Source organism: Agrobacterium sp. B1(2019) (assembly GCF_008274755.1).
Lineage (GTDB): Bacteria > Pseudomonadota > Alphaproteobacteria > Rhizobiales > Rhizobiaceae > Agrobacterium > Agrobacterium salinitolerans.
In genome coordinates, this window is record NZ_VTPB01000006.1 from 1 (window position 1) to 21,590 (window position 21,590).

The window sequence follows — 21,590 nt, forward strand, 5'->3', positions numbered from 1 at the left end:
GCCGACGCCCTATGTGGGCTCGCATGTTCTGCGCCACAGCCTAGCGACGAATATGGTGCGCTCCGGCGCATCGCTTGAGGAAATCGGCGATCTGCTACGGCATCGGTCGCGGGCGACGACGATGATCTACGCGAAACTCGACACGGATGGCCTACGCTCCATCGCCCAATCTTGGCCCGTCGCGGAGGAGGCACGATGAGCTTCCTTGCCGAACTTGACCGCTACGTGACTCTCAGAAGAGTCCTCGGCGCCGATCTGAGTACCGATGCACGGATACTCCGTCGCTTCGCCACCTTCGCCGACCGCGATGGCGCGCAGCACGTGAACACCAATCTGGTCATGCGCTGGCTCGAGAGCCTGCCATCCGCCAGTCCCGGAACCCGGGCAACACGCTTCAGGGTGGCCCGTCAATTTGCGGAATGGTTGCATGGCATTGATCCGAGGCACGAGGCTCCACCCCGAGGATTGGTGCCTGGCCGCCTTCAACGCGTGCATCCATATATTTATAGCGAAGCTGAAATCGTTGCGATCATCGATCAGGCGCGGACGTTACCATCGGTCTACGGCCTGCGTGGCCTGACCTGCTCGACGCTCTTCGGGCTGATCGCCGTGACCGGACTTCGGATCAGCGAAGCTCTCGGTCTCGATCCTGCTGACCTGGAGGTTGAATCCGGCATTCTTCACGTCCGGCAGGGCAAACTCGGCAAGGAGCGATTGCTGCCGCTGGATCATAGCGTCGTGCAACGGCTCGAAAGCTACGGCCGCGAGCGGGACCGGCTGCTCGGGCGCAGGCCGGGAGCATTCTTCGTGACCTGCGAGGGGCATCGTCTTGGCGATTGCAGCGCCCGCTACAACTTCGCGCATGTGTGCCAGCAGATTGGGCTACGAGAGCCGCAGCTTTATCTTCGACATGGCCGTGGGCCGCGCATTCACGATCTTCGCCACACCTTCGCGGTGCGGACCATGCTGAACTGGTACCGGTCGGGCAAAGATGTCAGCCGCGAGATGATCAAGCTCACGACATGGCTGGGTCATGCAAGCCCTGCCAATACCTATTGGTATCTGGAAGCGGTCCCGGAACTGCTGGAACTGGCTTCGTCCCGAATGACTGGCGTGGCGGCGGAGGCGGGAATCCGATGAAGGCGACCAACTTCCCCGCGCTGATCCAACGCTTCTTCACCGACCGGCTCTCTACGCAAATGGAGGCGAGCCGCCACACCGTCGCTGGCTACCGGGACACATTCCGGTTGCTGATCCGGTATGCGAGTTCCAGGTGCGGGAAGCCGCCGACGAAGCTCACGATCGAGGATCTCGACGCCGATCTCGTTGCCGACTTCCTGACCCATGTGGAAACGGCGCGCGGCAACACGGCGCGCACCCGCAATACACGCCTTGCCGCGATCCGATCATTCTTCCGCTACGTCGCAATGACCGATCCGAGCTGGCTTCTTCATTGCCAGCGTATTCTCTCGATGCCGAACAAGCGGTATGTGAAGCGAAGCGTGACGTTCCTTGACGCTCAAGAGATCGCGGCGCTGCTCGCAGCACCAAATCGAACGATATGGGTGGGACGCCGTGATCACGCTCTGTTGCTGCTTGCGCTTCAGACCGGATTGCGAGCGTCAGAACTGATCAATCTGCGCTGCAAGGACGTGGTTCTTGGGACTGGCGCCTACATCCGCTGCATCGGAAAGGGGCGGAAAGAACGCAGCACTCCTCTTCGTCGCGATACAGCTAAGCTGATTCAGGGCTGGATAGGCGAACGCCGTAACAGCGATGGGCCATTGTTCCCGTCGATCCGGGGCGAGCGGCTCAGTCGCGATGCGTTGGAACACCTGGTGCGCAAGCATTGCCTAGCAGCATCACGAGTTTGCCCGAGCCTCGCAGGCAAGCGCGTCACGCCGCACACGTTGCGGCACAGCACGGCGATGGAATTGCTGCATCATGGTGTCGACCAATCCGTGATCGCTCTATGGCTTGGGCACGAATCCGTGGAAACAACCCAGATCTATATCCACGCCGACATGCGGCTGAAGGAAAAGGCGCTCGCGCAGGTTGCCAGCCCAGAAACGCATACCGGGCGTTATCGCCCAAGCGATGAGCTGCTCGCTTTCCTCGAAACGCTCTGATTATGCCGAACTGCCGCATGGCCGACAGCAGACGCAACGGCCGCCGAACTCGGCCATGCGGCATAATCCAGCTTACGGCATAATGGGTTGCCTCGTGACTCAAGGTTGCATAGTAGCTGGCCGCATCCTTGAACGTCTCGAAGGGGGGCATCTGGATGTAGTCCATGACCGGCGAATAATAGGCCTGGCTACCGCCATGCCGGATAAGGGCCCCGGTGCGGCGAAAGAACCGGTCAACCTGTTCGAGGCGCTCGACGGGATCGATCTGCACGACCGGATGATGGTAATAATGGTCGGGCAGACCGTCGATCTGTTCGACATTGAATACGCTGTAGGCCTTCAGGAACGGGATCTCCCGATCGACCTCGCCGCCCTTTCCATCGTCCTCGGACTTTGTGAAGCGGCTGGCGAAGACGACGGTGGAACCGGTCTCGCCCTTGCGCACGGCAGCATCCAGCTGCAAGGCCTGTTTGAACGTCATCCAGGTCTGTGAGGCAAAGCCTCGCGCGATACCCTCCGACCACAACAGGAGGACGTTCATGCCGGAATAGGGCTGTCCGTTGTGGCGCAGCGGCCGGGTAACCCGACCAGCGGCGTTGGCGGAACTCCAGGGTTTCATCCACGGCCGGACGCCTTTTTCCAGATCGGCGATGATCCGGTCGGTGATCCGTGAATAGATATCGCTTCGATCGCTGTGCTCTTTCCTGCTCATTTTCCTTTGCCCTCCAATCAGGAGGCCGCGCCATTGCGGCCTCGTCGCGGAGGGACTAGGGCAGGAGCTGTCAGGCGGTGAGCTGCACCGGAACGGCCGGAACGCAGTGGAGGACGGCGCAGCCGTTGCGGCTTGCCGCCGGCTCCTGCAGGACCGACAGCAAGGACGGGGCCGCATTGCAGCGACCGTTCAAAGCCTCTTGGCCATCGATGCGCTCACGGCAGGGGCAGACCCACACTGGTCCTCACCCGAAGACGACAAAGGGGTGGCGCGCTGGACGGAGATGGATAGGGTCAATCCTGTTGGGTACCGCCGATATCGATACCGGGTGTGCCGCCGGCCATATCGGCCTGCAATTTTCTTTGGCGGCGAATTTCGGTCACGCGCAGTTGCGCTGCCATTCTGTCGTCGGCACTGACCGGCGATGTCGGACGTCCGGCAATATCATGGCGCATGGCATCCGGCTGGGCGCAGGCCAGCAGGTAGTTTTTTGCAGCCGCATAGGCGGCGACAGCACGCCGAAGACGGATCCTGGCAATTCCAGGCTGAAGTCTGCCGCTGAATTGCTCGAAGATGCCGATCTCGAATGGTAAGATCGGATCGGTTTCCTGCTGCGGAAGGATTGCCGCGGGTTCGGTCAGCAACTCGTTGATGGCAGCGGCTTTTTTGAGATCATTGGCACTGGCAGGAACCGGGCCTTGCGAGGTGACCCAGGGCTTCATCTTGGACGTTTGTTCGTTGTTCATGTGATCCCCTTCGATAACGCCGTCCATGGGGATATAGTGACAAACTGCGACGGTTAAACGGCTGCCGGCGAAGCTGGCCGAAAGCGGGCACCGCTATAGGCACAAAAAAAGCGGGGCCGAAGCCCCGCCATCTTGCGGATCAGTCGAATGCCGCCATCTGTGCCGCGGCAGCCTTGCGGTCGAGATTTTGGCCGGGATTTTCGACCGGGCGGTCGAACGGCTTCCAGCTTTCACCAACCACCTGTTCATAGGCCGCGACGGCCCCTTCGGCTGCCATCCGCAGGGCGTGGGACTGTATCGCCATGTCCGCGGCAAACTCGCGTTTGCGCTGGGCGGCGCTATCGTAGCCGACCGGTCCATCGAGGTCCTCGTCGCGGGCGTCGTTGGCCGCCTTGGCCGTTGCATCGCGAGCCTCGGTGACGGCGCGGCTGTAAAACTGTCCCGCACCATGAGCGGACCCGACATAGGCGCCAACGACACGCTGGAGATGGATCTGCATCGCCCGCTCGCCCAGGCCCTCGGAAAGGCTGTCTGCGGTTTCGATAATCAGCCGCTCATGCAGATCGCGGATGCCGCCGCTATCGACCACGGCGGTCCCGAAACTCTCCGCGATCAGCAGTGCCTGTGCGGTATCGGGGCAAGTGAGCCGAACCATTTCGAGGGTGGCTCCCTTGCGGAGCTGGACGACGCGTGCCGACGGACGGGGCGACTGACGGGAGGGGGTAGCGGGCTTTGCCATGAGGGTTTCCTCTTCGGGTTTTCCTCCGGGGACCCGAAGCGGCCCCTTGCCGCTCCGTCCCTCGGGTGCGGTCTGGAAAAGCCGGCGGAATGACGGTTGCTTCAGGGTCCGGGGCGGCCATGACGAGCGTCATCGGCCTGCGGCCAAGCGGGGTGCAGCCCTGCGCGGGACGCGGGATGGTGATGTGAGACAGGCTGTTCCGGCCGCCGCGCGGCGCGATAGCGGCCTTGAAGCAGACGGCCGCCGGTTTAGACCGCAACACAACCGAGGGGCGGAGCGGCAAGGGGTTTAAGGCATCATTGGAAACGCGTGGTGGGATACCCGCCCGACAATGACGCGCCCTCACCACAATTGGCGATCACCGTGTCAGCACCCCGGGTCCCCTTCGCAAGACCGTCCCTGCGAGGTGCTCACGCAACCCTGCGGCCGGCCTCTTCGCCGAGTTTTCGACGCAGCGTGTCGATCGCCTGCTCCTGACGAGCCAGTTTGCCGGCGAGCCCATCGAGTTCAAGACGCCGCTCGAATTGAAGCCGATCGAGATGTGCCTGAAGCAGCATCTGGTCGTTTCGGCACCACCGCGTACCCGACCGCTTGCGGGATGAGTGTCTCGCCTTTGCCTTCTGTGTGATCGTAATGCGTTCGGCGCGGCATGCGATCTGCCGATGAACGAGATCGAGGTGCCGGCGGGTGTCCCGATGGGCTGCCTCCATTCGCTTCAACAGCACGCGAGGATTGACGGGTTTCATCCGGCCGTCCTCCGCGCCTTCCAGCCCACGAAGCTCGACGAACCGTCGTAGAGTTGATGACGGCCCGGATCGATGACGAAACCGAGCGGGTTCCGGGTGCCATATTCGGGACTTGGCACAAGATAGCGCCGCTCCCCGGCAGAAAGGTCGCGTTTCCCGCCGAGCGTGGCGATCACTTCGGTCATGCCTTGATGCTGGTCGGAAAGGATGGCGGAAATGACCACCCAATCGTCTGCATGCGCGGTGTCGAAAAGCCTGCGGGCCTTTTCCCAGGATTCGGCAGGATCCAGCACGCAGCCGTTGATTGTTTCCCACGCATCCGGCCAGCTATTGCGGATCGTATTTCCGGCGATCCGGCGCTCGTAGCTGGTGAATAGCTCCGGGAAAGTCACGGCGACGATCGCCCATTCGGCATCTTCTTCGTACCACGGGGTCTCCTTGCGAAGCGAAGGATGGATTCGCAGATTGCGTTCCATCGACAGGTGAAATCCGCCGTGACCGGCCGTCATGTGTGACGTCACACCCTCGGCATAGACCGTCGCCATTTGCGAGGCGCCCCATGGGGTGCTGCAGGCGATCCGCCTCTCGACACGGTCAAGACCTGCAAGCTCGCGACGGTGTTCGGCCGTCTCGAACACGCGATCGCGGAATGCCGCCTCGTCGTCCAGCCGGCGTTCGTGACCGTAAAAATCGGCTCGTGTCATCTCCGCGAGTGGCCGGTACACACGCCAGGCACTGGCAAGGAAAACGCCGCCATCAACCAACGGCAGCATCGCGAGCGTGATATCGCCGATCCGGGCGACCGGGAAATCATCAGCACTGCGCGCGAACTCGACCCCTGAATTTTGGGGGGTCATTGCATCATGGGCGTTGGCTTGCCTGTTCATGCCACCCTCCCCTCGATCCGGTCAGCGGCAACCTCATCCGCGGTGACCTCGCGCAACATCGTATTGCTGAAGCCACAGCTCCGTACCCAGATCTCGGCATGGGCTTGATCGGCCGCAAGATGCAGGAGTTCAGCATCCTCGGCATCACCGTCAAGAATACGGATGGAGCCGACCTGAGGCCGTTCAAGCACGGCGAAAGTGAGCACGCTGCCGACGGAAAACATCCTGAAGTCGGCGCCGATGATGGCACCGAGATCGTCGATACCGTCCGTGGCAACCTTGAAACTTGCGGGAATGCGAGACTGTGCCATGACAGTACGGCTGCGTTTACGCACCAGCCGTCCAACCGCATTGTCGCGTTTCCATCCGGCAAGCGTGTGAATTCTGTCCTCGGACGGGCGAGGATTGCCGTCCGACCAGGAAATGACGGCGCCGATCGGCGCAAGGTCGAAGATCATGAGTGCGGACATCTATGTCCTCCTTCTCGATAAGGGAATTGAACACGAAAGCGCCGCCGGACAGGCCGGCGGCGGTAGATGATTTCGATGTACAAAGGGAATGGCGGCTTATGCGGCGGCCTTGTCCTCGGACGGGCTTTCCTGGCTGCGCGTTACCTCTTCCAGCACGGCTTGCGGATGCCGGTGGCGGGCGAGCCATTCTTCCGCCGCGGGATGATCGGCAGCGACATGAACGAGCTCCGCGCCCTCGCCGGCGCGATCGAAGATGCGGACCGAACCGATCGCCGGACGCTCCACCACGGTGAAACTCAGGGAGCAGGCGCCAACATCGAAGGTGCGATAGACACGCAGCACGATGGTGCCCTTGCTGCCATGGTCGCCTTCATGGATGGTGAAGCAGTCAGGCGCGGTGTAGCTGCCACGGGTCTGGCTGGGCTGCTTGCGGATCAGGCGGCCGGAGCTGTTTCTGGTCCTCCAGGCAGCGAGTTTTTTCTTATGGCGCTCCGGCGGCTTGGGCGTTCCATCAGACCAGGACACGATGGATCCGATCGGAACGAGCGTGAAAACGAGAGAGGCGGACATGAGATTTCTCCTGTGGATTTGAGGGGCTGGAAACAAAACCGCCGCCGGTGATGAGCCGGCGGCGGGTGACGATCTGGATGAGAGCTGCACCGCTATTCGGCGGCGATACCGTAGGCGCTGTCGTCTTCGTCGGTTGCCGGCGTGTCGGATCCACCGTCTGTATCGGCAGGATCCTCACCCGATTCACCATCACCGGCTTCGGACGGGTCGCTGTGAGCCGCCTCGGTTCCAGCCTCGACATCCTCGGAGGCGGCAATCTCCTCCTCGTCACTACCCGGGCCGTCGTCATCGGCGTCGATGACCTCGCCACGCTTTATCAGATCTGCCACGTCGCCAGCCTCCGGTGCGAAGAGAGCCGAGGGGTGCACGAAATGGCCGTCCTGATAATGGTCGACCAGCGCAGCGCGGGTTTCGCGCACCTTCTGGCGCGGCAGAACGGAAGCGTCCTTGCAGGACGCCTCCAGCGCCTGGCGCGACAAGCAAAGCAGGAAGTCTTCGCTGCCCATATTCGGCAGATAGCCATCCGCCCCGATGGCATCGCCGGCAATCCTGGAGATAACGCCACTGTTCGACATACCACGGCGGCATGACAGCACCTCGACCAGCGTCGAGCGGGCAACGACCCGCAATGTGTCGAGATCGAAGGACAGCTTGCCATTCTCATCGATCAGTCGGACGACATGCCGGGCAAAACGCTTCTGCCCGTAAACCGTGTCCCCGGCTCCGGAATCGACGCGTACGTTGGTACCTGCAAAGGCGAGTACCAGCAGAGCCAGCAATGTATCGTCCTCGATCGGCGCGCGGCCGAGCGCCTCATGCAAGGCATCGGTCCGAAAATCCCCGACCATGTCGAGGCCCTTCTGAGTGACATCGGGGCGTGGTTTTGCGCCAATGATCGTGTCGTCCTCGGCCTCTCCGACACCGCCCGTCGTCGCACCACCGGCGCCCTTCGGCTTCTTCACCTCGGGAAGACGATAATAGACCGTCTGCACTTTACCATCACGATCGAGATAGATGCCGGCATGGTCCGATTTCTGCGGCTTGCTGTAGACGCGCTCGGCTTTCCTGGGCAGTTCCGGCTGTCCCCAGGAATTGACCTCGACGATGGCACCACGTTTCGGGAGATTGGCCGTCATCCACTCGTGCTGAGCACCGAGGAAGCCCTCGACGTTGGTTGTGTAGCGCGTATCCTCGTCGGCCGGAGCGAAGAGATCCTCGACCCATTCGACACCATAGGCTGCCGCGAGATCGTCGCCGAAGCTCGCGTCCTTGGCGTACATACGCTTCTTGGCAAGTGCACTGGAAATCTGGTGCCAGGATGCCCGCTCGCCCTTCTTCGGCTTGTTGGCTTTCCAGACCTGCTTCTGTTCTTCGACACTGGCGGAGGCGATGGTGCGAAGCTGCTGCTCGGACGGCATGTCGCCGAGCGCCATCTGGTCGAGCATCGCAGGCAATACGTTAGCGAGAAGCCTGAGCTTGCGGACCTGCCGTACCTGAAGTGTCAGCGCCAGCGCGATCGCTTCCTCGGTCCAGCCGAGAGCCACGAGCCGTTCGATGCCACGCCATTGGTCGACCGGGTTGAGGGGTTCGCGTGCCGTGTTTTCCACCATGGAGCGCATCGCACCATTGTCGTTCGCCGCCTCATCGACGAGAACCTGAATTTCCTCAAGGCCAGCGGCGATGGCCTGGCGCACGCGGCGATGGCCGGCATCGATGATGTAGCCGTTACCGCCATCCTTTTCGGGTTCGACCACTGGCGGCTGGATAATACCGACGGCCTTGATGGTGGCCAGAAGTAGCGCATCACCCTGTGGCGATGACTTTGACTGGCGTGTCTTGTCGGGGTTGTCTTTCAGCGCGCGTGGATCGAGCGTGACAAGATACATGGGTTTCTCCTTCACCGGATACGGAGCGGCCCGTTGCCACTCCTGTTCGTGTCTTCTTTTTTCCGAAGACATCTTCCGGACCGCGGGACGGCCGGACCGGCGCAACTGCGGCCGAGCGTCCCTGCGGCGAAGGACAAGCGGGGCTATGGGCCCTGCGAAGGACGAGTTGCCGGGATGCGGCAGGCGGCGGTTGAGCGTGAGCGTCGGCGGGAGGACCGATCTGCGACCGGTTTCTTCTTCCCCCTTTTCTTCCTTCCCATTCTTTTTCCGCCCACCACGCACGAGGGACAGGCCGATGCCACCTCTTGCGAGGCGCGCGACATCAGAGTTGAGCGAAAGATAAAAAAATGGGCCGTCGGAAACCGCGGCCCATGAAGTGTGGAGATCTTGAACCTCCAGAGGGGAACAGCTGATGCGACGGAACTGGGAGGTGACCGTCAAAATGCATCAGCTATGTGCTGTATGACTAATTTCTGCCCAGATGGAAACTATTTATTGTGCAATGCAGCCATGCAGATGCTGCACTGCGTTTGTGAATGGCCCCAATTGCCGAGCACAGTTCCGCTGACCACATGCCCGCAAACGGGGTTGGAATATTTCTGGGTCCGGATGCGGGTTTGCGCAAAGATTGAGCGCTATCGCGGTTTCGTCGCTATGTTTTGGCGCGAACGAAGTTTATCACACCGCTGCTACATGGCAGGATCCCAAGGATTGACGAGTTTCACGCCCATCCCCGCAAAATCCTTGATGTTGCGCGTGACGAGTGTCATGCGACGGGTGAGCGCCGTTGCCGCGATATAGGCGTCGTTGATCGGCTTGGGGTCAGGCACATGCCATTTGGCTGCCTGTAAGGCCGCCGCGTCGTCAAGGGGAAGGATTCGACCCGAGAACGCCGTAATAACCGTGTTGTCCAGCCAGTTGCGCAATACTCTCCCGGCAGCGCTGTCATTGTGTTCCACCAACCGCACACCGATCTCAAGCTCATGCAGAACAACAGAAGAGATGAACGTTTCGGCCGGATCAACGGTTTCGTTCCAGACCACGACATTGGGATGCGCCTTGCCGCTCACAATCTTGCGCAGTTCGGAGACAACATTCGTATCGAGTAACAGCATCAGGACAGGTCAACTGCCTGCGCACGTTCCGTCCGCGGCGAAAGCGGCAAATCTATTTCTCCCGCACCCGGTGCAGCCAGCATGTCGCCGAGCGTCCGCATTTTTCCGGTCAGCCGTTTATACTCGTCGAACGACAAGAGGACATGCGCTGGCCGTCCTCTGTCGGTGATGATGACTGGCCCCTCGTTGGCCGCGCGTTTTGCGCGGCCAAGATCCTGATTGAGTTCCCGGCCTGAAAGCGTGGTGACCGTCATGACAAGCCTCCAAATATCGTGGTTACGTAACTACATTTAGCGCGCATCACCTTAAATTGCAAGATAAGCCGCCTCAGCTGGCACATAGGGTGCGGGAACGGAATCGTCGCGCACTGGTTTTATCCTATTTTGATGACCAGTTTGCCGAAATGGCCTGCATCCCGCAGCGCGTTATAGCCGGCTTCTGCTTCCTCGAAAGGGAACACCTGGTCAACCTGGGGGGTGATTCCGGTCTTCACGAGGGACGCGAGCGTTGCCACGGGGCCGACATAGATCCCCTGCAGGGTGATCCGCTTTTCGAGAATCGCTCCCGTATCAATGTGACCGTCAAACCCGGTTAGCACTCCCATCAGGGAGATACGACCATCAAAACGGGTAGCGGCAAGTGTCTGGCTGAGCGTGGCCGGGCCAGCGACGTCAACCGCCAGGTCAGCGCCGATGCCATCTGTGAGTTTCAGAACCTCATCCTGCCAGGCCGGAGTACGGCGATAGTTGATGACTTCATCCGCGCCCAGCTTACGGGCACGCTAGAGCTTTTCGTCCGAGCTGGAGGTGATGATGACACGGGCGCCTGCCTTTTTAGCGAGCTGAAGAGCGAAGATCGATACGCCGCCCGTGCCGAGCAACAAAACGGATTCACCTGGCTGCACCGGCCGACGCTCAAACAGGGCGGCGAACGCCGTCACGCCAGCGCAAGGCAGCGTCGCGGCTTCCTCGAACGTCATCGCGTCCGGAAGGCGCACGATGCTGTCGGCGGGCACGACAATGCGCTCTGTCAGAACGCCGTCCATGGTCTGACCCCCGAGGCTTGTTGCCTTCTTGGCGGCAGTGATCGGGCCATCTACCCATCCCGGCATAAATCCGATTACCACGCGATCGCCAACCTCCCAGCCGTCTACCTGTTCGCCCACGACCGACACGATGCCTGCGCCATCGGAGAGCGGCACCACGTCTTTGAAGTTTCTGGCGATGATCACGTCGCGGAAGTTAAGGGAGGCAGCGCGCAGATCTACGGCAACTTCGCCTTTCTCCGGCTGGCGCACATCGGCCGAGGCGAGCTTGAGGCGCGGGTTTTCGTTTCCGGTCAATATGTATCGTTGCATCGAGGCATCTCCTTTTCAGAGCCTCCAGATAAGCCTACAAGTCAATTTGATGAAGTACGTACAAATTGAGCATGTAGTATCATGAACGATAGTACCCGCATGAAACGGGGGCGGCGCCGCGCCGATCGCACCGGATGCGCAGTCGAAGCTACGCTGTCGGTTATCGGCGGCATATGGAAGCCAGTCATTCTGTTTCACCTGCTGGACGGCAAGCTGCGTTTCAACGCACTGTGTCGCCTCGTCCCGGCAGCCACACCCCGCATGATGACACTGCAATTGCGAGAGCTGGAGGTGGATGGGATCATTCGGCGCATCGTTTATCCCGAGGTGCCGCCCAAGGTAGAATATGAACTCACCTCGCTCGGTGTCTCACTCGCCCCCATACTGATAACGATGCGCGACTGGGGCGAGCAATTCCAGAAAATGCACTGAGACGGCGGGACCGACTGGCCGCATTCGTTGCGCTCCCTGTTTTCTTGGGGATGCGGAGCGCTCATCAATTTATAGACCAGCTATCGCGAGCGTAGGGAAACAAGGTTGTTGCAACACGCCACCCGCTCGTTGATGCTGGATTACAGTCAATTGTGATAGGCAGGATCCTTTGGCATGGCAGAACCCCGTTCCCCGCGCCTCGCGGTGCTTATCGACGCTGACAATGCGTCCGCGAAAATCGTTGATGGCCTTTTTGAAGAAATTGCCAAGATCGGCGAAGCGAGTGTTCGACGCATCTATGGCGACTTCGCCAATCCTCGTTCAAAGGCGTGGATCGACGTTCTCGCAAGGCACGCAATCATTCCCCAGCAGCAGTTCGCCTACACGGCCGGCAAGAATGCTTCCGATATCACGCTTGTCATCGACGCGATGGACCTGCTGCATAGTGGTCGCTTCGACGGTTTTTGCCTGGTATCTTCCGACAGCGATTTCACCCGCCTCGCCTCTCGCATCCGTGAACAAGGCATCGACGTCTTCGGTTTTGGAGAGCAGAAGACGCCTGAAAGTTTCAGGCAGGCCTGCCGGCGTTTCATCTATACCGAAAATCTGTTGCCCGTGGCTGCCGCGAACGGGACAGATACGGCACAGGCGACAGCCTCTCTCCAGCCTCCGACAGCCGCCACGCCCATCATCAGGAAGGTCATCGCCCAGATGGAAAGCGAGGATGGATGGGTGCCGCTTGGCGCCGTCGGCAATCAACTTGCAAATCTCGCTTCGGATTTTGACCCGCGAACTTATGGGTTTCGCAAGCTGAGCGATCTCGTGAGGAAAACAAACGCCTTCGATCTTGAGCATGCAGAGGGCCGCCCGCTGCGTATCCGGGTCAAGCAAAAATCTGGAAAAAAGAACGGATAGACCCTGTGTGCCGCGTATGAGATTTAGTCGATACGGCTGATTTTTGCGCTCAAGGTTGCGAGATACGGCTTGAAGGCTGCGGCAATCTTGGAAAGAAAGCCTTTGCTGAACGATCCCAGCACTTCCATGTTCGGGTCATAGTGGAAGGAGGTCTCTGCCACGTCGTGATTGAATTCCGACACAGTAATCCAGGCATCTTTCCAATCTCGGATACCGGCACGGCGGCATTCGAGCTGCGGGATCTCGAGCGCTGTCTGATCTGAACGTGGTGGTGTTCCCGAGATTGCCAGCAGAATGAGATTTGTCTGGCTACCTTTGGCGATTGCAAGAACCATGCAGACGGGCCGTTCTTTTCGACCCTCCGTCTCCCCTTTGTCGCGTTGCCATGCCCAAAGATAGGGGTAGGAAATGACAGAGCCATTCGACGGTACGTCAACCATTGGGGTCACGCCCTTCCTCGATCAGCCTGTCCAGTTCAGGCAGGACCATCGCCGCGAGGTCAGCTGGTGCTTCATTGGGGCCGTAGACCCGGCGGGGATCGCTCCTGCCTTTCAACGCCTCAAACTCGTCATAGGTCATCAGCACATATCTTGGCTTGCGATGCTGCGTGATCGCAACAGGCTGACGATCAGCTGCCATCGTCACGGTCTTGATGTCACGCAGCAGTTCGACAGTCGAAAACTTTTTCATGGTCACGCTCCATTCAATTTAATCGGAATATACAAATTATTTGACTATTTTGCAATTCCGGCGGTTCTGCGTATGTGAACAGCCGAAGGCAGCGTAGAAATACAACTTGTCCCCCCCGATCAGCGGGGACAAGCGATGGAAGCGATCAGGCTGCCTGCTCAACACCGTGGCTCTCCTCACGCATCGAGGCGGCCAATGCCTCATCGACATCGCTCAACTGGCGACGCTTTAAAGCAAGTTCCTCAGCGAAGGCGAAGCTGCCGCCCTCACGGGTGCGATATGAGGCGAGCCGTCGGCGGGCGTCTTCGAGACGATGGCGATAACGATCACGCTCCTCCCCGAACCCGTCGAGCGCATGTTCGAGGCGGGAGATCGCCCCGAGCGGCGTTACCGTGACGGCTAGGTCGATCTCGTAGTCCGCACCGGTGCGCTGCAGCAGCGTCGCATAACGATAACCGTCCGCCTTGCCAAACCGTTCGCCCTCATAGATGAGATCGAACCCGCCGATCGATGCGAGATGAACCTCCCCATGCTGGCGAAGCTGTACGAGCGTCAGGATTTCCCGCATCAGTGCCCGGCCAGCCTCCTTGCGTTCATCGTGGACCTCACCCAGAACGGTCATGGTGAAGGAATCCGCCGCGGTCGGAATCAGCCGTATCAAGTCCTCACCGATCTCAGCGATCCGGCGGGTCGCCGTTTCGATGTCACGCTTGGCGTCACGGATCTGGCGTCGAACGGCATATTGATCGTCGTCGTGGGCAGCACGCAACCGTTCGAGCCGGGCGATATCGGCCTCCAGACCTGCCTTTTGCATCAGCCTCTCGTCACCACTGGCGATCGCTTTCGCCATTGCGAACTGGTTGGCCTGGCCCTCGCCGAGATCTTCAAGCCTGCGGATCGAGGTATCGCCGCTCAACGCCGCAGCGATGAACCTCGCCTTGCGCTCATTGTTCTGCCACATGGATGCATCGAGACTGCCCTCCGTCGCGTAGGCGAAAATATCGACCTCGTCATGCTGATTGCCCTGACGGACGATGCGTCCTTCGCGTTGTTCGATCTGGGAAGGCAGCCACGGCACGTCGAGGTGATGCAAGGCTTTGAGGCGCAACTGCGCATTAACACCTGTTCCCATTGTCTCGGAGGATCCGAGGAGGAACCGCACCCTGCCGGCACGCACATCGCCGAACAACCGTTGCTTGGCCTCGGTCTTCTTGTAGTCCTGCATATAGGCAATTTCGGAAGCGGGCACGCCGAGCCGGATCAGTTCATCGCGTATCCAACGATAGGCGGAGAAGCCACGTGTCTTCTCGACATTCATGGTTCCGAGATCGGAAAAAATCATCTGGGCAGCACCCGGCACATCGTAATCCTTGCCATCCGGGCGGCGGAAAATGCTTTCACCTGTCTCCTGCCAGATCCGGAAAGCGTTGCGCACAAGCATGTTCAGCTTGTTTTCGTCCTCGTTATCATTCGCCGGCATGACCAGACGAAGATCGATCGCCGCGTGGCGGCCGTCGGTGATCACCGACAGGAGAATGTCGTCACCGGGCTGCGCCGGTCCCTCACGCATCTCGATTGCCTTGATGCGCGCTTCGAGGATCTGCTGATACATCTTGAAGGCAGGCGTCGGCTTGGCGGTGACGATCTGGCGGCGGCCGGTCGAAATCGCCGGCACCCTGACATATTCGCGAAGATCGTCGGGCATCACCACGTCGGCGAAGGCCCGGAACATGGCGATCAGCTCCGGGACATTCACGAAGCTCGCAAAGCGGCTGACGGGTCGGTACTTGCCGGACGGCTGGATCTCCAGCTCGGTTGACGTATCGCCGAAGCAGCTTGCCCAGGCGTCGAACTCGTGCAGGCCACGTTCGGCAAGCGCGTCATGTCCGAGCAGCCGCTGGATCGAGAACATCTCGCCGAGCGTGTTCGTGATCGGGGTCCCCGAGGCGAGCACCAGCGCGCGGCCGGGATTGCGAGTTTCGATGTAGCGGGATTTCACATAGAGATCCCAGGCGCGCTGCGAACCGTTCGGATCGATGCCCTTGAGCGTCGACATATTTGTCGCGAACGACAATTTGCGAAATTCCTGGGCCTCATCAACGACGATCTGGTCGACACCGATCTCGGAGATGGTCAGAAGATCGTCCTTGCGCGTCGAAAGCGCTTCAAGCCGTTCCTGCAATCCCTCCTTCAATCGTTCCAGCCGCTTGCGTGAGACACGATCCTCGCTGTCGACCCGGGTCAGCAATTCCTCATAAAGCTCCAGTTCGTCGTGGATCATCTGTTGTTCAAAGGCGGAGGGAACACCGATGAACTTGAAAGCCGAATGGGTGATGATGATCGCATCCCAGGTCGCGGTCGCGGCGCGGGAGAGGAACCTCGCCCGCTTGTCCTTGGTGAAGTTGGTCTCGTCCGCAACAAGGATGTTGGCGGATGGATAGAGCGCCAGGAACTCTCGGGCGGCCTGTGCAAGGCAATGTCCTGGCACGACCTGCATGGCTTTGGCGATCAGGCCCAGACGCTTCTGCTCCATGATCGCGGCGGCCATCGTCATGGTTTTTCCCGCCCCGACAGCATGCGCGAGGTAGGTGGAACCAGCGGAGATGATGCGCCAGATGCCACGCTTCTGGTGAGAATAGAGGCGGAAGGCGGCGCTGGCGCCCGGCAGTTTCAGATGCGAACCGTCAAAAGCCCGAGGCGCGATGTTGTTGAACCGGTCGTTGTAGATTCTGGCCAATCGATCGGTGCGATCCGGATCGGTCCAGACCCACTTCTGGAACGCCTCCTTGATCTTCTGAAGCTTGTCGCGCGCTGCTTCGGTGTCGATCACATTGAAGATGCGCCGCTCGCCGCCGACGTCCTTGATCGTATCGAAGATCTGCGGCACGCGGGAGTTCAGTGCATCGGCGAGCAGTTCGCCGGCATCGCGCCGGCTGGTGCCCCATTCGGACGTACCTGCTGCACTGTATCCAAGCTGGCGCGCCTCGACCGTCCAGCTGCCGAGTTCCGGCATGTGGTGGATACGGATCTCGGCGCCCATCAACTCCTTGACGAAATCCACGACGTCGGATGCGGGGATCCAGGGAGCACCGAGGCGGGCGGTAATATCGGAAGGCCGAAGATCGGCCGGCTGGACCGCCTGCAGGGCACGGACATTGCGCTCAAAAGCTGGATCGAGTTTGGCCGCTGCTTCCGCTTCTGTCATCCTGGTCCGAACCGGACCCGAGAGATAGGCATCGGAGGTCTGCCAGGAGCCGTCGGTGGGATTCTGGAAGATTGCTTCGCCGAGTTCTTCGATCACCTCCTCGGCGGACATGTGCAGCAGTTCGGCGATGTGTTCGAGATCGACACGGCCACGTTCGTTGAGCACGACCGCAAGCGCATCCCCGGCGCTGGTGATGACAGGCGCAACCGGTGGCGCGATTACCCGTTCGGAGAAGATCGGACCGGGCTTTGCCGTGTCGGTATCGAGGTCGTAGTCCTCGATGGACGCGACCAACCAGCAATCGGGATCGTCCCTGAACGGCGCCAGGTTCGGTTGGCGGTGGGTCTCACGGACCTCACCGGTCTGTTCGTCCTCGCTGATCGAGACGGTAGTATGATTGATCGGGCCGAATTCCCGAACAAAGGCCCCCCAGGCGATGCGCAGCCGGACCTGAAGATCCCGCCAGGGACGATCCTGTTCCTGGGCTTTCAGCACCTCGCGAACGGCATCGCGGATCGGGAGCAATTTGCGGATAATGCGGGCATGCTTTTCCGGAATGCCGTCGCCGCCGCGACCCTTGCGTATGCCGATAGGCACGGGGGAGCCGTCGATCAGTTGCATGAGGGAATTTTGGCTGTCGAGGAAAAAGCTGCCTTCGCGGACTTTGGCATTATCGGGCTTCAGGTCGACGATCTCGGCGAGTTCTTCTTCCAGATCGAGATCAATGATACTCGGCTCGCCATCATAGAGATGTTCGGGAAGCAGCGAGATGGCGTCCTTCAGCAGACCCTCAAGGTTCTCGCCGGGACGCGGCTGGCAGGTATAGGTCTCGCCAAAGGGCCCGGAGGTCAGGGCATGGTCGCCGAGCACGAAGACGGGATGTCTGGCAAACCAGCGATTGACGCGGATCGCGCCCTCATCGGCGGTGGCGGGCCGGATCTCGTCGACGTCAAGCCAGGTGACATCGCCTTCGGGCTCTCCGGCCTTGCGTTTGCGGAAGAACAGGATGTCGACCACGACATCGGTCCCGGCATCTGCGCGAAACGCGCCTTCCGGCAGGCGAATGGCGGCGACAAGGTTGGCCGATTTCGCGATATGCTCACGGGCCGTCGTATCGGCCTTGTCCATCGTACCGTGGGAGGTGACGAAAGCGGCGAGAGCGCCTGGCTTCAGCAGATCGATCGACCTTGCAATGAAGTAATCATGCAGTCTGAGACCCAGGCTGCGATAGTTGCGGTCGGAGCGCACCGTTCGATCAGAAAACGGCGGGTTGCCGATGGCAAGATCGTAGATCACCCCAAGATCGGTGCGGGCGAAATCGCCATTGACGATCCGCGCCTTCGGCTGAAGGAGGCGGACGATCCGGGCGGTGACCGGATCGAGTTCGATGCCGGTGACATAGCTGGAGGCGCGGAATGCCTCCGGCATCAGGGCCGGGAATAGACCTGTACCGATTCCCGGTTCAAGAACGCGGCCGCCGCGCCATCCCAGACGTTGAAGACCTGCCCATATGGCGCGAATGATGAACTCGGGCGTGAAATGAGCATATTGCGTGCAACGTGCCAGCGAGGCGTAATCCGTCTCTGAAACCACACTTTCCAGCGAACCGCCAAGATCGTCCCAACCGTCCCTGAATTCGACCTCGCCGGGGCGACGGAACATGCCGTTCGCCAGTTCGGAGGCTCCGAAACCGGTGAAGCGGATCAGCCGCTTCTGGTGTTCGCGCGTCACCGGAATATCGAGCTTCTCGATCTCGTTGGCGGAGAGGATGGCGGCGACATTGATCCTGGCGCGCTCCTTCCAGCTTTTCGGAAGGTCGCGATCATCGTCATCGAGATAGAAATTGGCACGATCGCCCATCTTGCGAGGCGACGGTAGTTTCGCCGCGACAACCGGTAACGGGACGATAGGCGCTTCAGGCGCGGCGCTTGTGTTTTCAGGCGTGGCCGGTTCGGGGGCAAATTCTTCGTTCATGCCAAGGCCAAAACCAAGCCCGGAGGAGAGCGCGGTATTGCCGAACATATCGAGGGAAAAGGAATCGTTGGACATCTGGTGAATGCTCCTGAAAAAAGACGAGCGTCATCGACCGGGTGAACCGGCATGACGCTCGCGTGGAAGGGGGAAAGGTTGTGGTTGTAGCGGACGCCGATGCGTCAGCCGCGTTGAATGACCGAGATCTGCATCGCGTCGTCATCGAAGGCGAAAGAGAGATGCGTACCGCCGGGGCTGGCGGCGATCATTGCTTCGAGGCTCTCGGCATCGATGAAATCGACACCGTCGTCGCCGCCGAAGGTCTGGCGTTTGACCTCGAACCAGTCGTCATTTCGCTCGGGGTGGCATTGTTCGGCATAGATGACCAGCGGCTTGCCGTTGTCAGGCAATTTTCCGTTGGACATGACGTAAACCCCATGGTCCCCGACGAGCCAAAGGCCGGGCTTCTCGCCCTTGCCGGGTTCGAGCCCATAATAGGGGTCACGGAAGCCGCCATTGACTTCTGCATCGGCTCGACCACGTGCGATGACGTCGAGGATGGATTGGACCGGGAAAGTCAACATGTTCGATCCTCCCTCAAACCGCGATGGGAAGTGGCGGGATCTCATTCGCCACCGATGCTGGCCTTGCGGCGGCCGCAGGTGACGGCGGCGTCGGATCCGGATCGTCGTCATTGGCAGCCGCCGGGATGAACCGGCTTTCCGATCCACCAGGCCGACCGGCAAACGATGGAATTGAAGTTGACGTGAAGGACTTGCTGGGCATGCTCTTCTCCATTCTGTTGAGCGACCGATCGCGCGGCCGGAATAAAATCCGCCGGGGCATGTCGTGGCTTTGTGATCGCTGTTTTTCGGGGATGGAGCGGAAGCTCCCCGACGCTTTTCGCGTCTTTTCGGACCTTCCAATCCAGCTTTTCACCGCCGCATTGGCGATGGCCGGTCAAGGGCCGCTTTAGCGGCAAAGCCCGCCCTTGACGGGCCGGAGCCACATGCGGCAGAGGTCTTCTTTTCTTCTCCTTCCCTCCCCTTCCCTTCCCTTCACAGGGTCCGGAACCAGAAACGACGGTCGGCCTCCAGCCGTACATGCTCGGAGCGGGCGTTCCATTCGGGCATCAGCCGCGCCTTGCAACGCAGGATCAGGCGTGTCTCGCGGCGGGACCGTTCATCGTCATCGCCAAACAGATCAGGGTGAGCTCGGAGGCACCGCAGAAGACGCTCATTATTCATCGGCGCCATCCCAGACGTCCGCAACGTCATCGTCCAGCCGTACTTCAAAGGGGCCGGGCCAGTCCCGGATCCATTGCGGAGCATCACCTTCGTAACGCAGGTCATCCCTGATCTCAGCCTTGGCATACCAGTCCGCCTCTGTCGGAAACCGTTCGAGAAGCAGCGACCGCGACACGGTCCGGTCTGTCGGCTCGGAGACATCGTCCTCAATCGCCTGATCGTCGCGCCAGATCTGGGGTACGAACGTCAGCGTCACGCGCAGGTCCTCCGATAAAGTGACAGGCAGACGCCGGCGTCCCTCATCCAATGTTTGCAGTTGGTGGTCCGCACCATAGTTCCGGGTTCTCTCATAGACCGGGTCGTCCACCTCATCGACGAGATAACCGACCACTTCCCCGGCATAATCGGCCTCGATCACGCCGTTGCCACGGGGATTGAGGCTGACGGCAAATCCGTTGCCGAACAGACGTTCGTCAGCCGCGGCCATGGTCGCCCGGTGGTTTTCGGCATCGACTTCAACCTTCACCCGGACCACGGCGTAGACATGGACGAAATGCTTTCTGCGCGCAGGATCGCCAGGATCCTTTCCAGCTGCCGACATTGCGGGAGATGGGGCTTGCTCGCTCATCGGTTTGCTCCCTGCTGCACGTCGAGCTTCTTCAGCACGCGGACGGCGGCGTCCTCGAGCGTTGTTGCGAAGTCCGGGCCATTTTCCGTCCATTCGAGCACTTCGAGGACTGCCGGGATAAATCCGTAGTCGAACGGGGCATGACGATCGATCAGCTCCCGTCCAAGATGGTCATGGATCTGAAGCGCATAGATGGCAGCCGGCCGCGCCCAGCGCCGCAGTTCGATCGAACCGAGCTGGGTCCAGTGCAACATCAGAGCATGAATGTTCCGCACCAGCGGCTTGTCGTGTTCGAACAGGATGCGGTAGTCCTGCATGGCCTCCCAGCAGCACAGGGCCGCGTCCAACTGCCGGCTATCAATGTCGGCGATCACTGGCGCCGACGTGGCGAAGGACTCGATGAACCGGCGGATGGTGGTCAGCGAGTTGCGACCGCCCCGATCGAGCATGAACTGGTCGTGCGGGAAACGCCCTGTGATCTGGCGGTCGATCGTGCGGCGCATACGCGCAAGAACCGGATCGGCATTTGAGAGATCAGGCGCACCGGGCGGGTATCGCAGGCCCTCGGCGGGCCTTTGTGTCTCGGTCGCAGCGCGCAGATCCTCAAAGAGATTGTCGCTGGAACGGCCGGCGCATTCCGTTGCGGTGATCAGCATGATGCTGGCGCTGAAACTGTCAGGTCTCTGCGATGAATGCCGGGACCATTCGAGCACGCGCACTTCCGAAAGCGTTTCGGAGCGCGCGACAATGTCCTGCAGAATGAACTCCCAGGAGCTCGGTCGCAGATCGATTTCTATTCTGTCCCGACCATCGATCTGGTCACGCCAGCATTCGGCAACGATCCGATTCAGTTCGCTCTTGGGCGCACGGCGAGACGTTTCATAGGCTGCCGAGAGATCGCCCGCCGCCAGGCTGAACGTCAGGGCGGCGCCGCGGTCGGTATAGAGCAATAGCGCGTTGTCGACCTCGCCTGCGTCGAACACGCTGGAGAGAACCAGCCGTTCGAGTTCGGTGATGTCGACGAGTGGGATCGCCGGGTTGATCACGATGGTGGTTTCGAGGTCGTCCATGGGGTTGTCCTTTTTGAAAATGGAAAGGCCCGAAACGATGCTCCGGGCCAGTTGGTCGGAATGAATGTTGATTGA

24 protein-coding genes and 1 pseudogene are annotated in these 21,590 nt (G+C 60.4%); 6 read left to right on the plus strand and 19 right to left on the minus strand.

Going from position 1 to position 21,590, the window contains the following annotated elements:
* The 3 genes from AGR1_RS27685 to AGR1_RS27695 all read left to right on the plus strand — a co-directional run.
* A partial coding sequence (locus AGR1_RS27685; protein ID WP_149149100.1) for a tyrosine-type recombinase/integrase occupies window positions 1-199 on the plus strand: 199 nt, incomplete at its 5' end.
* Window positions 196-1,140 carry a tyrosine-type recombinase/integrase gene (locus tag AGR1_RS27690; protein WP_149145806.1) on the plus strand — a complete coding sequence of 315 codons (945 nt, stop codon included), beginning with the start codon at window positions 196-198 and terminating at the stop codon, window positions 1,138-1,140. The genes AGR1_RS27685 and AGR1_RS27690, both read left to right, overlap by 4 nt.
* The gene (locus AGR1_RS27695) at window positions 1,137-2,129 is read left to right on the plus strand and encodes a tyrosine-type recombinase/integrase (protein WP_024897186.1); all 993 of its coding nucleotides are present in this window, start codon (window positions 1,137-1,139) and stop codon (window positions 2,127-2,129) included. The genes AGR1_RS27690 and AGR1_RS27695 overlap by 4 nt, the downstream gene beginning before the upstream one ends.
* Before the next feature lie 82 nt (window positions 2,130-2,211).
* Here the strand turns inward: AGR1_RS27695 and AGR1_RS27700 are convergent.
* The 12 genes and pseudogenes from AGR1_RS27700 to AGR1_RS27755 form a co-directional block, all read right to left on the minus strand.
* Window positions 2,212-2,841, minus strand: a pseudogene (locus AGR1_RS27700) (ArdC-like ssDNA-binding domain-containing protein); the annotation flags it as partial.
* Between the two features lie 293 nt (window positions 2,842-3,134).
* Window positions 3,135-3,587: a ProQ/FinO family protein gene (locus tag AGR1_RS27705; RefSeq protein ID WP_036589660.1), complete on the minus strand. Its 453-nt coding sequence runs from the start codon at window positions 3,585-3,587 to the stop codon at window positions 3,135-3,137.
* Between the two features lie 139 nt (window positions 3,588-3,726).
* Window positions 3,727-4,326 (minus strand): hypothetical protein, encoded by a 600-nt coding sequence (locus AGR1_RS27710; protein ID WP_011982959.1) that lies wholly within the window; start codon window positions 4,324-4,326, stop codon window positions 3,727-3,729.
* A 410-nt stretch (window positions 4,327-4,736) separates the two neighbouring features.
* Window positions 4,737-5,072: a hypothetical protein gene (locus AGR1_RS27715; protein ID WP_011982958.1), complete on the minus strand. Its 336-nt coding sequence runs from the start codon at window positions 5,070-5,072 to the stop codon at window positions 4,737-4,739.
* Window positions 5,069-5,959 carry a hypothetical protein gene (locus AGR1_RS27720; RefSeq protein WP_011982957.1) on the minus strand — a complete coding sequence of 297 codons (891 nt, stop codon included), beginning with the start codon at window positions 5,957-5,959 and terminating at the stop codon, window positions 5,069-5,071. Before AGR1_RS27720 ends, AGR1_RS27715 begins: the two co-directional genes overlap by 4 nt.
* Window positions 5,956-6,429, minus strand: a complete 474-nt coding sequence (locus AGR1_RS27725) for a hypothetical protein (RefSeq protein ID WP_011982956.1) — start codon at window positions 6,427-6,429, stop codon at window positions 5,956-5,958. Before AGR1_RS27725 ends, AGR1_RS27720 begins: the two co-directional genes overlap by 4 nt.
* Window positions 6,430-6,525: 96 nt before the next feature.
* Window positions 6,526-6,999 carry a hypothetical protein gene (locus AGR1_RS27730; RefSeq protein WP_107341129.1) on the minus strand — a complete coding sequence of 158 codons (474 nt, stop codon included), beginning with the start codon at window positions 6,997-6,999 and terminating at the stop codon, window positions 6,526-6,528.
* Between the two features lie 92 nt (window positions 7,000-7,091).
* A complete protein-coding gene (locus AGR1_RS27735) occupies window positions 7,092-8,885 on the minus strand; it encodes a ParB/RepB/Spo0J family partition protein (RefSeq protein ID WP_011982954.1) in 1,794 nt (597 codons plus the stop codon).
* 689 nt (window positions 8,886-9,574) lie between these two features.
* Window positions 9,575-10,000 carry a type II toxin-antitoxin system VapC family toxin gene (locus tag AGR1_RS27740; RefSeq protein ID WP_011982953.1) on the minus strand — a complete coding sequence of 142 codons (426 nt, stop codon included), beginning with the start codon at window positions 9,998-10,000 and terminating at the stop codon, window positions 9,575-9,577.
* Entirely contained in the window at window positions 10,000-10,254 is a 255-nt protein-coding gene (locus tag AGR1_RS27745) for a type II toxin-antitoxin system Phd/YefM family antitoxin (protein WP_011982952.1), read from the minus strand. The genes AGR1_RS27740 and AGR1_RS27745 overlap by 1 nt, the downstream gene beginning before the upstream one ends.
* Window positions 10,255-10,373: 119 nt before the next feature.
* A complete protein-coding gene (locus AGR1_RS27750; protein ID WP_080514378.1) occupies window positions 10,374-10,769 on the minus strand; it encodes a zinc-binding dehydrogenase in 396 nt (131 codons plus the stop codon).
* Between the two features lie 12 nt (window positions 10,770-10,781).
* Complete coding sequence (locus AGR1_RS27755) at window positions 10,782-11,342, minus strand: NAD(P)-dependent alcohol dehydrogenase (protein ID WP_051796474.1); 561 nt, start codon at window positions 11,340-11,342, stop codon at window positions 10,782-10,784.
* Between the two features lie 96 nt (window positions 11,343-11,438).
* Between AGR1_RS27755 and AGR1_RS27760 the strand changes: the two genes are divergently transcribed.
* Together AGR1_RS27760 and AGR1_RS27765 are read left to right on the plus strand one after the other, a co-directional pair.
* On the plus strand, window positions 11,439-11,789 hold the full coding sequence (locus tag AGR1_RS27760) for a helix-turn-helix domain-containing protein (protein WP_011982951.1): 351 nt from the start codon (window positions 11,439-11,441) through the stop codon (window positions 11,787-11,789).
* A gap of 174 nt (window positions 11,790-11,963) precedes the next feature.
* Window positions 11,964-12,704: an NYN domain-containing protein gene (locus tag AGR1_RS27765; protein WP_011982950.1), complete on the plus strand. Its 741-nt coding sequence runs from the start codon at window positions 11,964-11,966 to the stop codon at window positions 12,702-12,704.
* 23 nt (window positions 12,705-12,727) lie between these two features.
* Here AGR1_RS27765 and AGR1_RS27770 read toward each other — a convergent pair whose 3' ends face one another.
* From AGR1_RS27770 to AGR1_RS27785, 4 genes are all read right to left on the minus strand, one after another.
* Entirely contained in the window at window positions 12,728-13,144 is a 417-nt protein-coding gene (locus AGR1_RS27770) for a hypothetical protein (RefSeq protein WP_035226674.1), read from the minus strand.
* On the minus strand, window positions 13,137-13,394 hold the full coding sequence (locus AGR1_RS27775) for a type II toxin-antitoxin system Phd/YefM family antitoxin (protein ID WP_011982948.1): 258 nt from the start codon (window positions 13,392-13,394) through the stop codon (window positions 13,137-13,139). The genes AGR1_RS27770 and AGR1_RS27775 overlap by 8 nt, the downstream gene beginning before the upstream one ends.
* 145 nt (window positions 13,395-13,539) lie before the next feature.
* A complete protein-coding gene (locus AGR1_RS27780; RefSeq protein WP_011982947.1) occupies window positions 13,540-18,648 on the minus strand; it encodes a DEAD/DEAH box helicase family protein in 5,109 nt (1,702 codons plus the stop codon).
* Window positions 18,649-18,752: 104 nt separating this feature from the next.
* Window positions 18,753-19,154 carry a DUF3085 domain-containing protein gene (locus AGR1_RS27785; RefSeq protein WP_011982946.1) on the minus strand — a complete coding sequence of 134 codons (402 nt, stop codon included), beginning with the start codon at window positions 19,152-19,154 and terminating at the stop codon, window positions 18,753-18,755.
* A gap of 110 nt (window positions 19,155-19,264) precedes the next feature.
* On the opposite strand from AGR1_RS27785, the gene AGR1_RS27790 reads away from it, so the two are divergent.
* Window positions 19,265-19,546 (plus strand): hypothetical protein, encoded by a 282-nt coding sequence (locus AGR1_RS27790; protein ID WP_149149101.1) that lies wholly within the window; start codon window positions 19,265-19,267, stop codon window positions 19,544-19,546.
* A gap of 82 nt (window positions 19,547-19,628) precedes the next feature.
* Here AGR1_RS27790 and AGR1_RS27795 read toward each other — a convergent pair whose 3' ends face one another.
* The 3 genes from AGR1_RS27795 to AGR1_RS27805 are packed head-to-tail and all read right to left on the minus strand — an operon-like array spanning window position 19,629 to window position 21,515.
* Window positions 19,629-19,817, minus strand: coding sequence for a hypothetical protein (locus tag AGR1_RS27795; RefSeq protein ID WP_142627586.1), 189 nt, complete (start codon window positions 19,815-19,817; stop codon window positions 19,629-19,631).
* Window positions 19,810-20,445 carry a hypothetical protein gene (locus AGR1_RS29720; protein ID WP_011982944.1) on the minus strand — a complete coding sequence of 212 codons (636 nt, stop codon included), beginning with the start codon at window positions 20,443-20,445 and terminating at the stop codon, window positions 19,810-19,812. Before AGR1_RS29720 ends, AGR1_RS27795 begins: the two co-directional genes overlap by 8 nt.
* On the minus strand, window positions 20,442-21,515 hold the full coding sequence (locus AGR1_RS27805) for a hypothetical protein (protein ID WP_036589489.1): 1,074 nt from the start codon (window positions 21,513-21,515) through the stop codon (window positions 20,442-20,444). Before AGR1_RS27805 ends, AGR1_RS29720 begins: the two co-directional genes overlap by 4 nt.
* Window positions 21,516-21,590 lie beyond the last annotated feature (75 nt).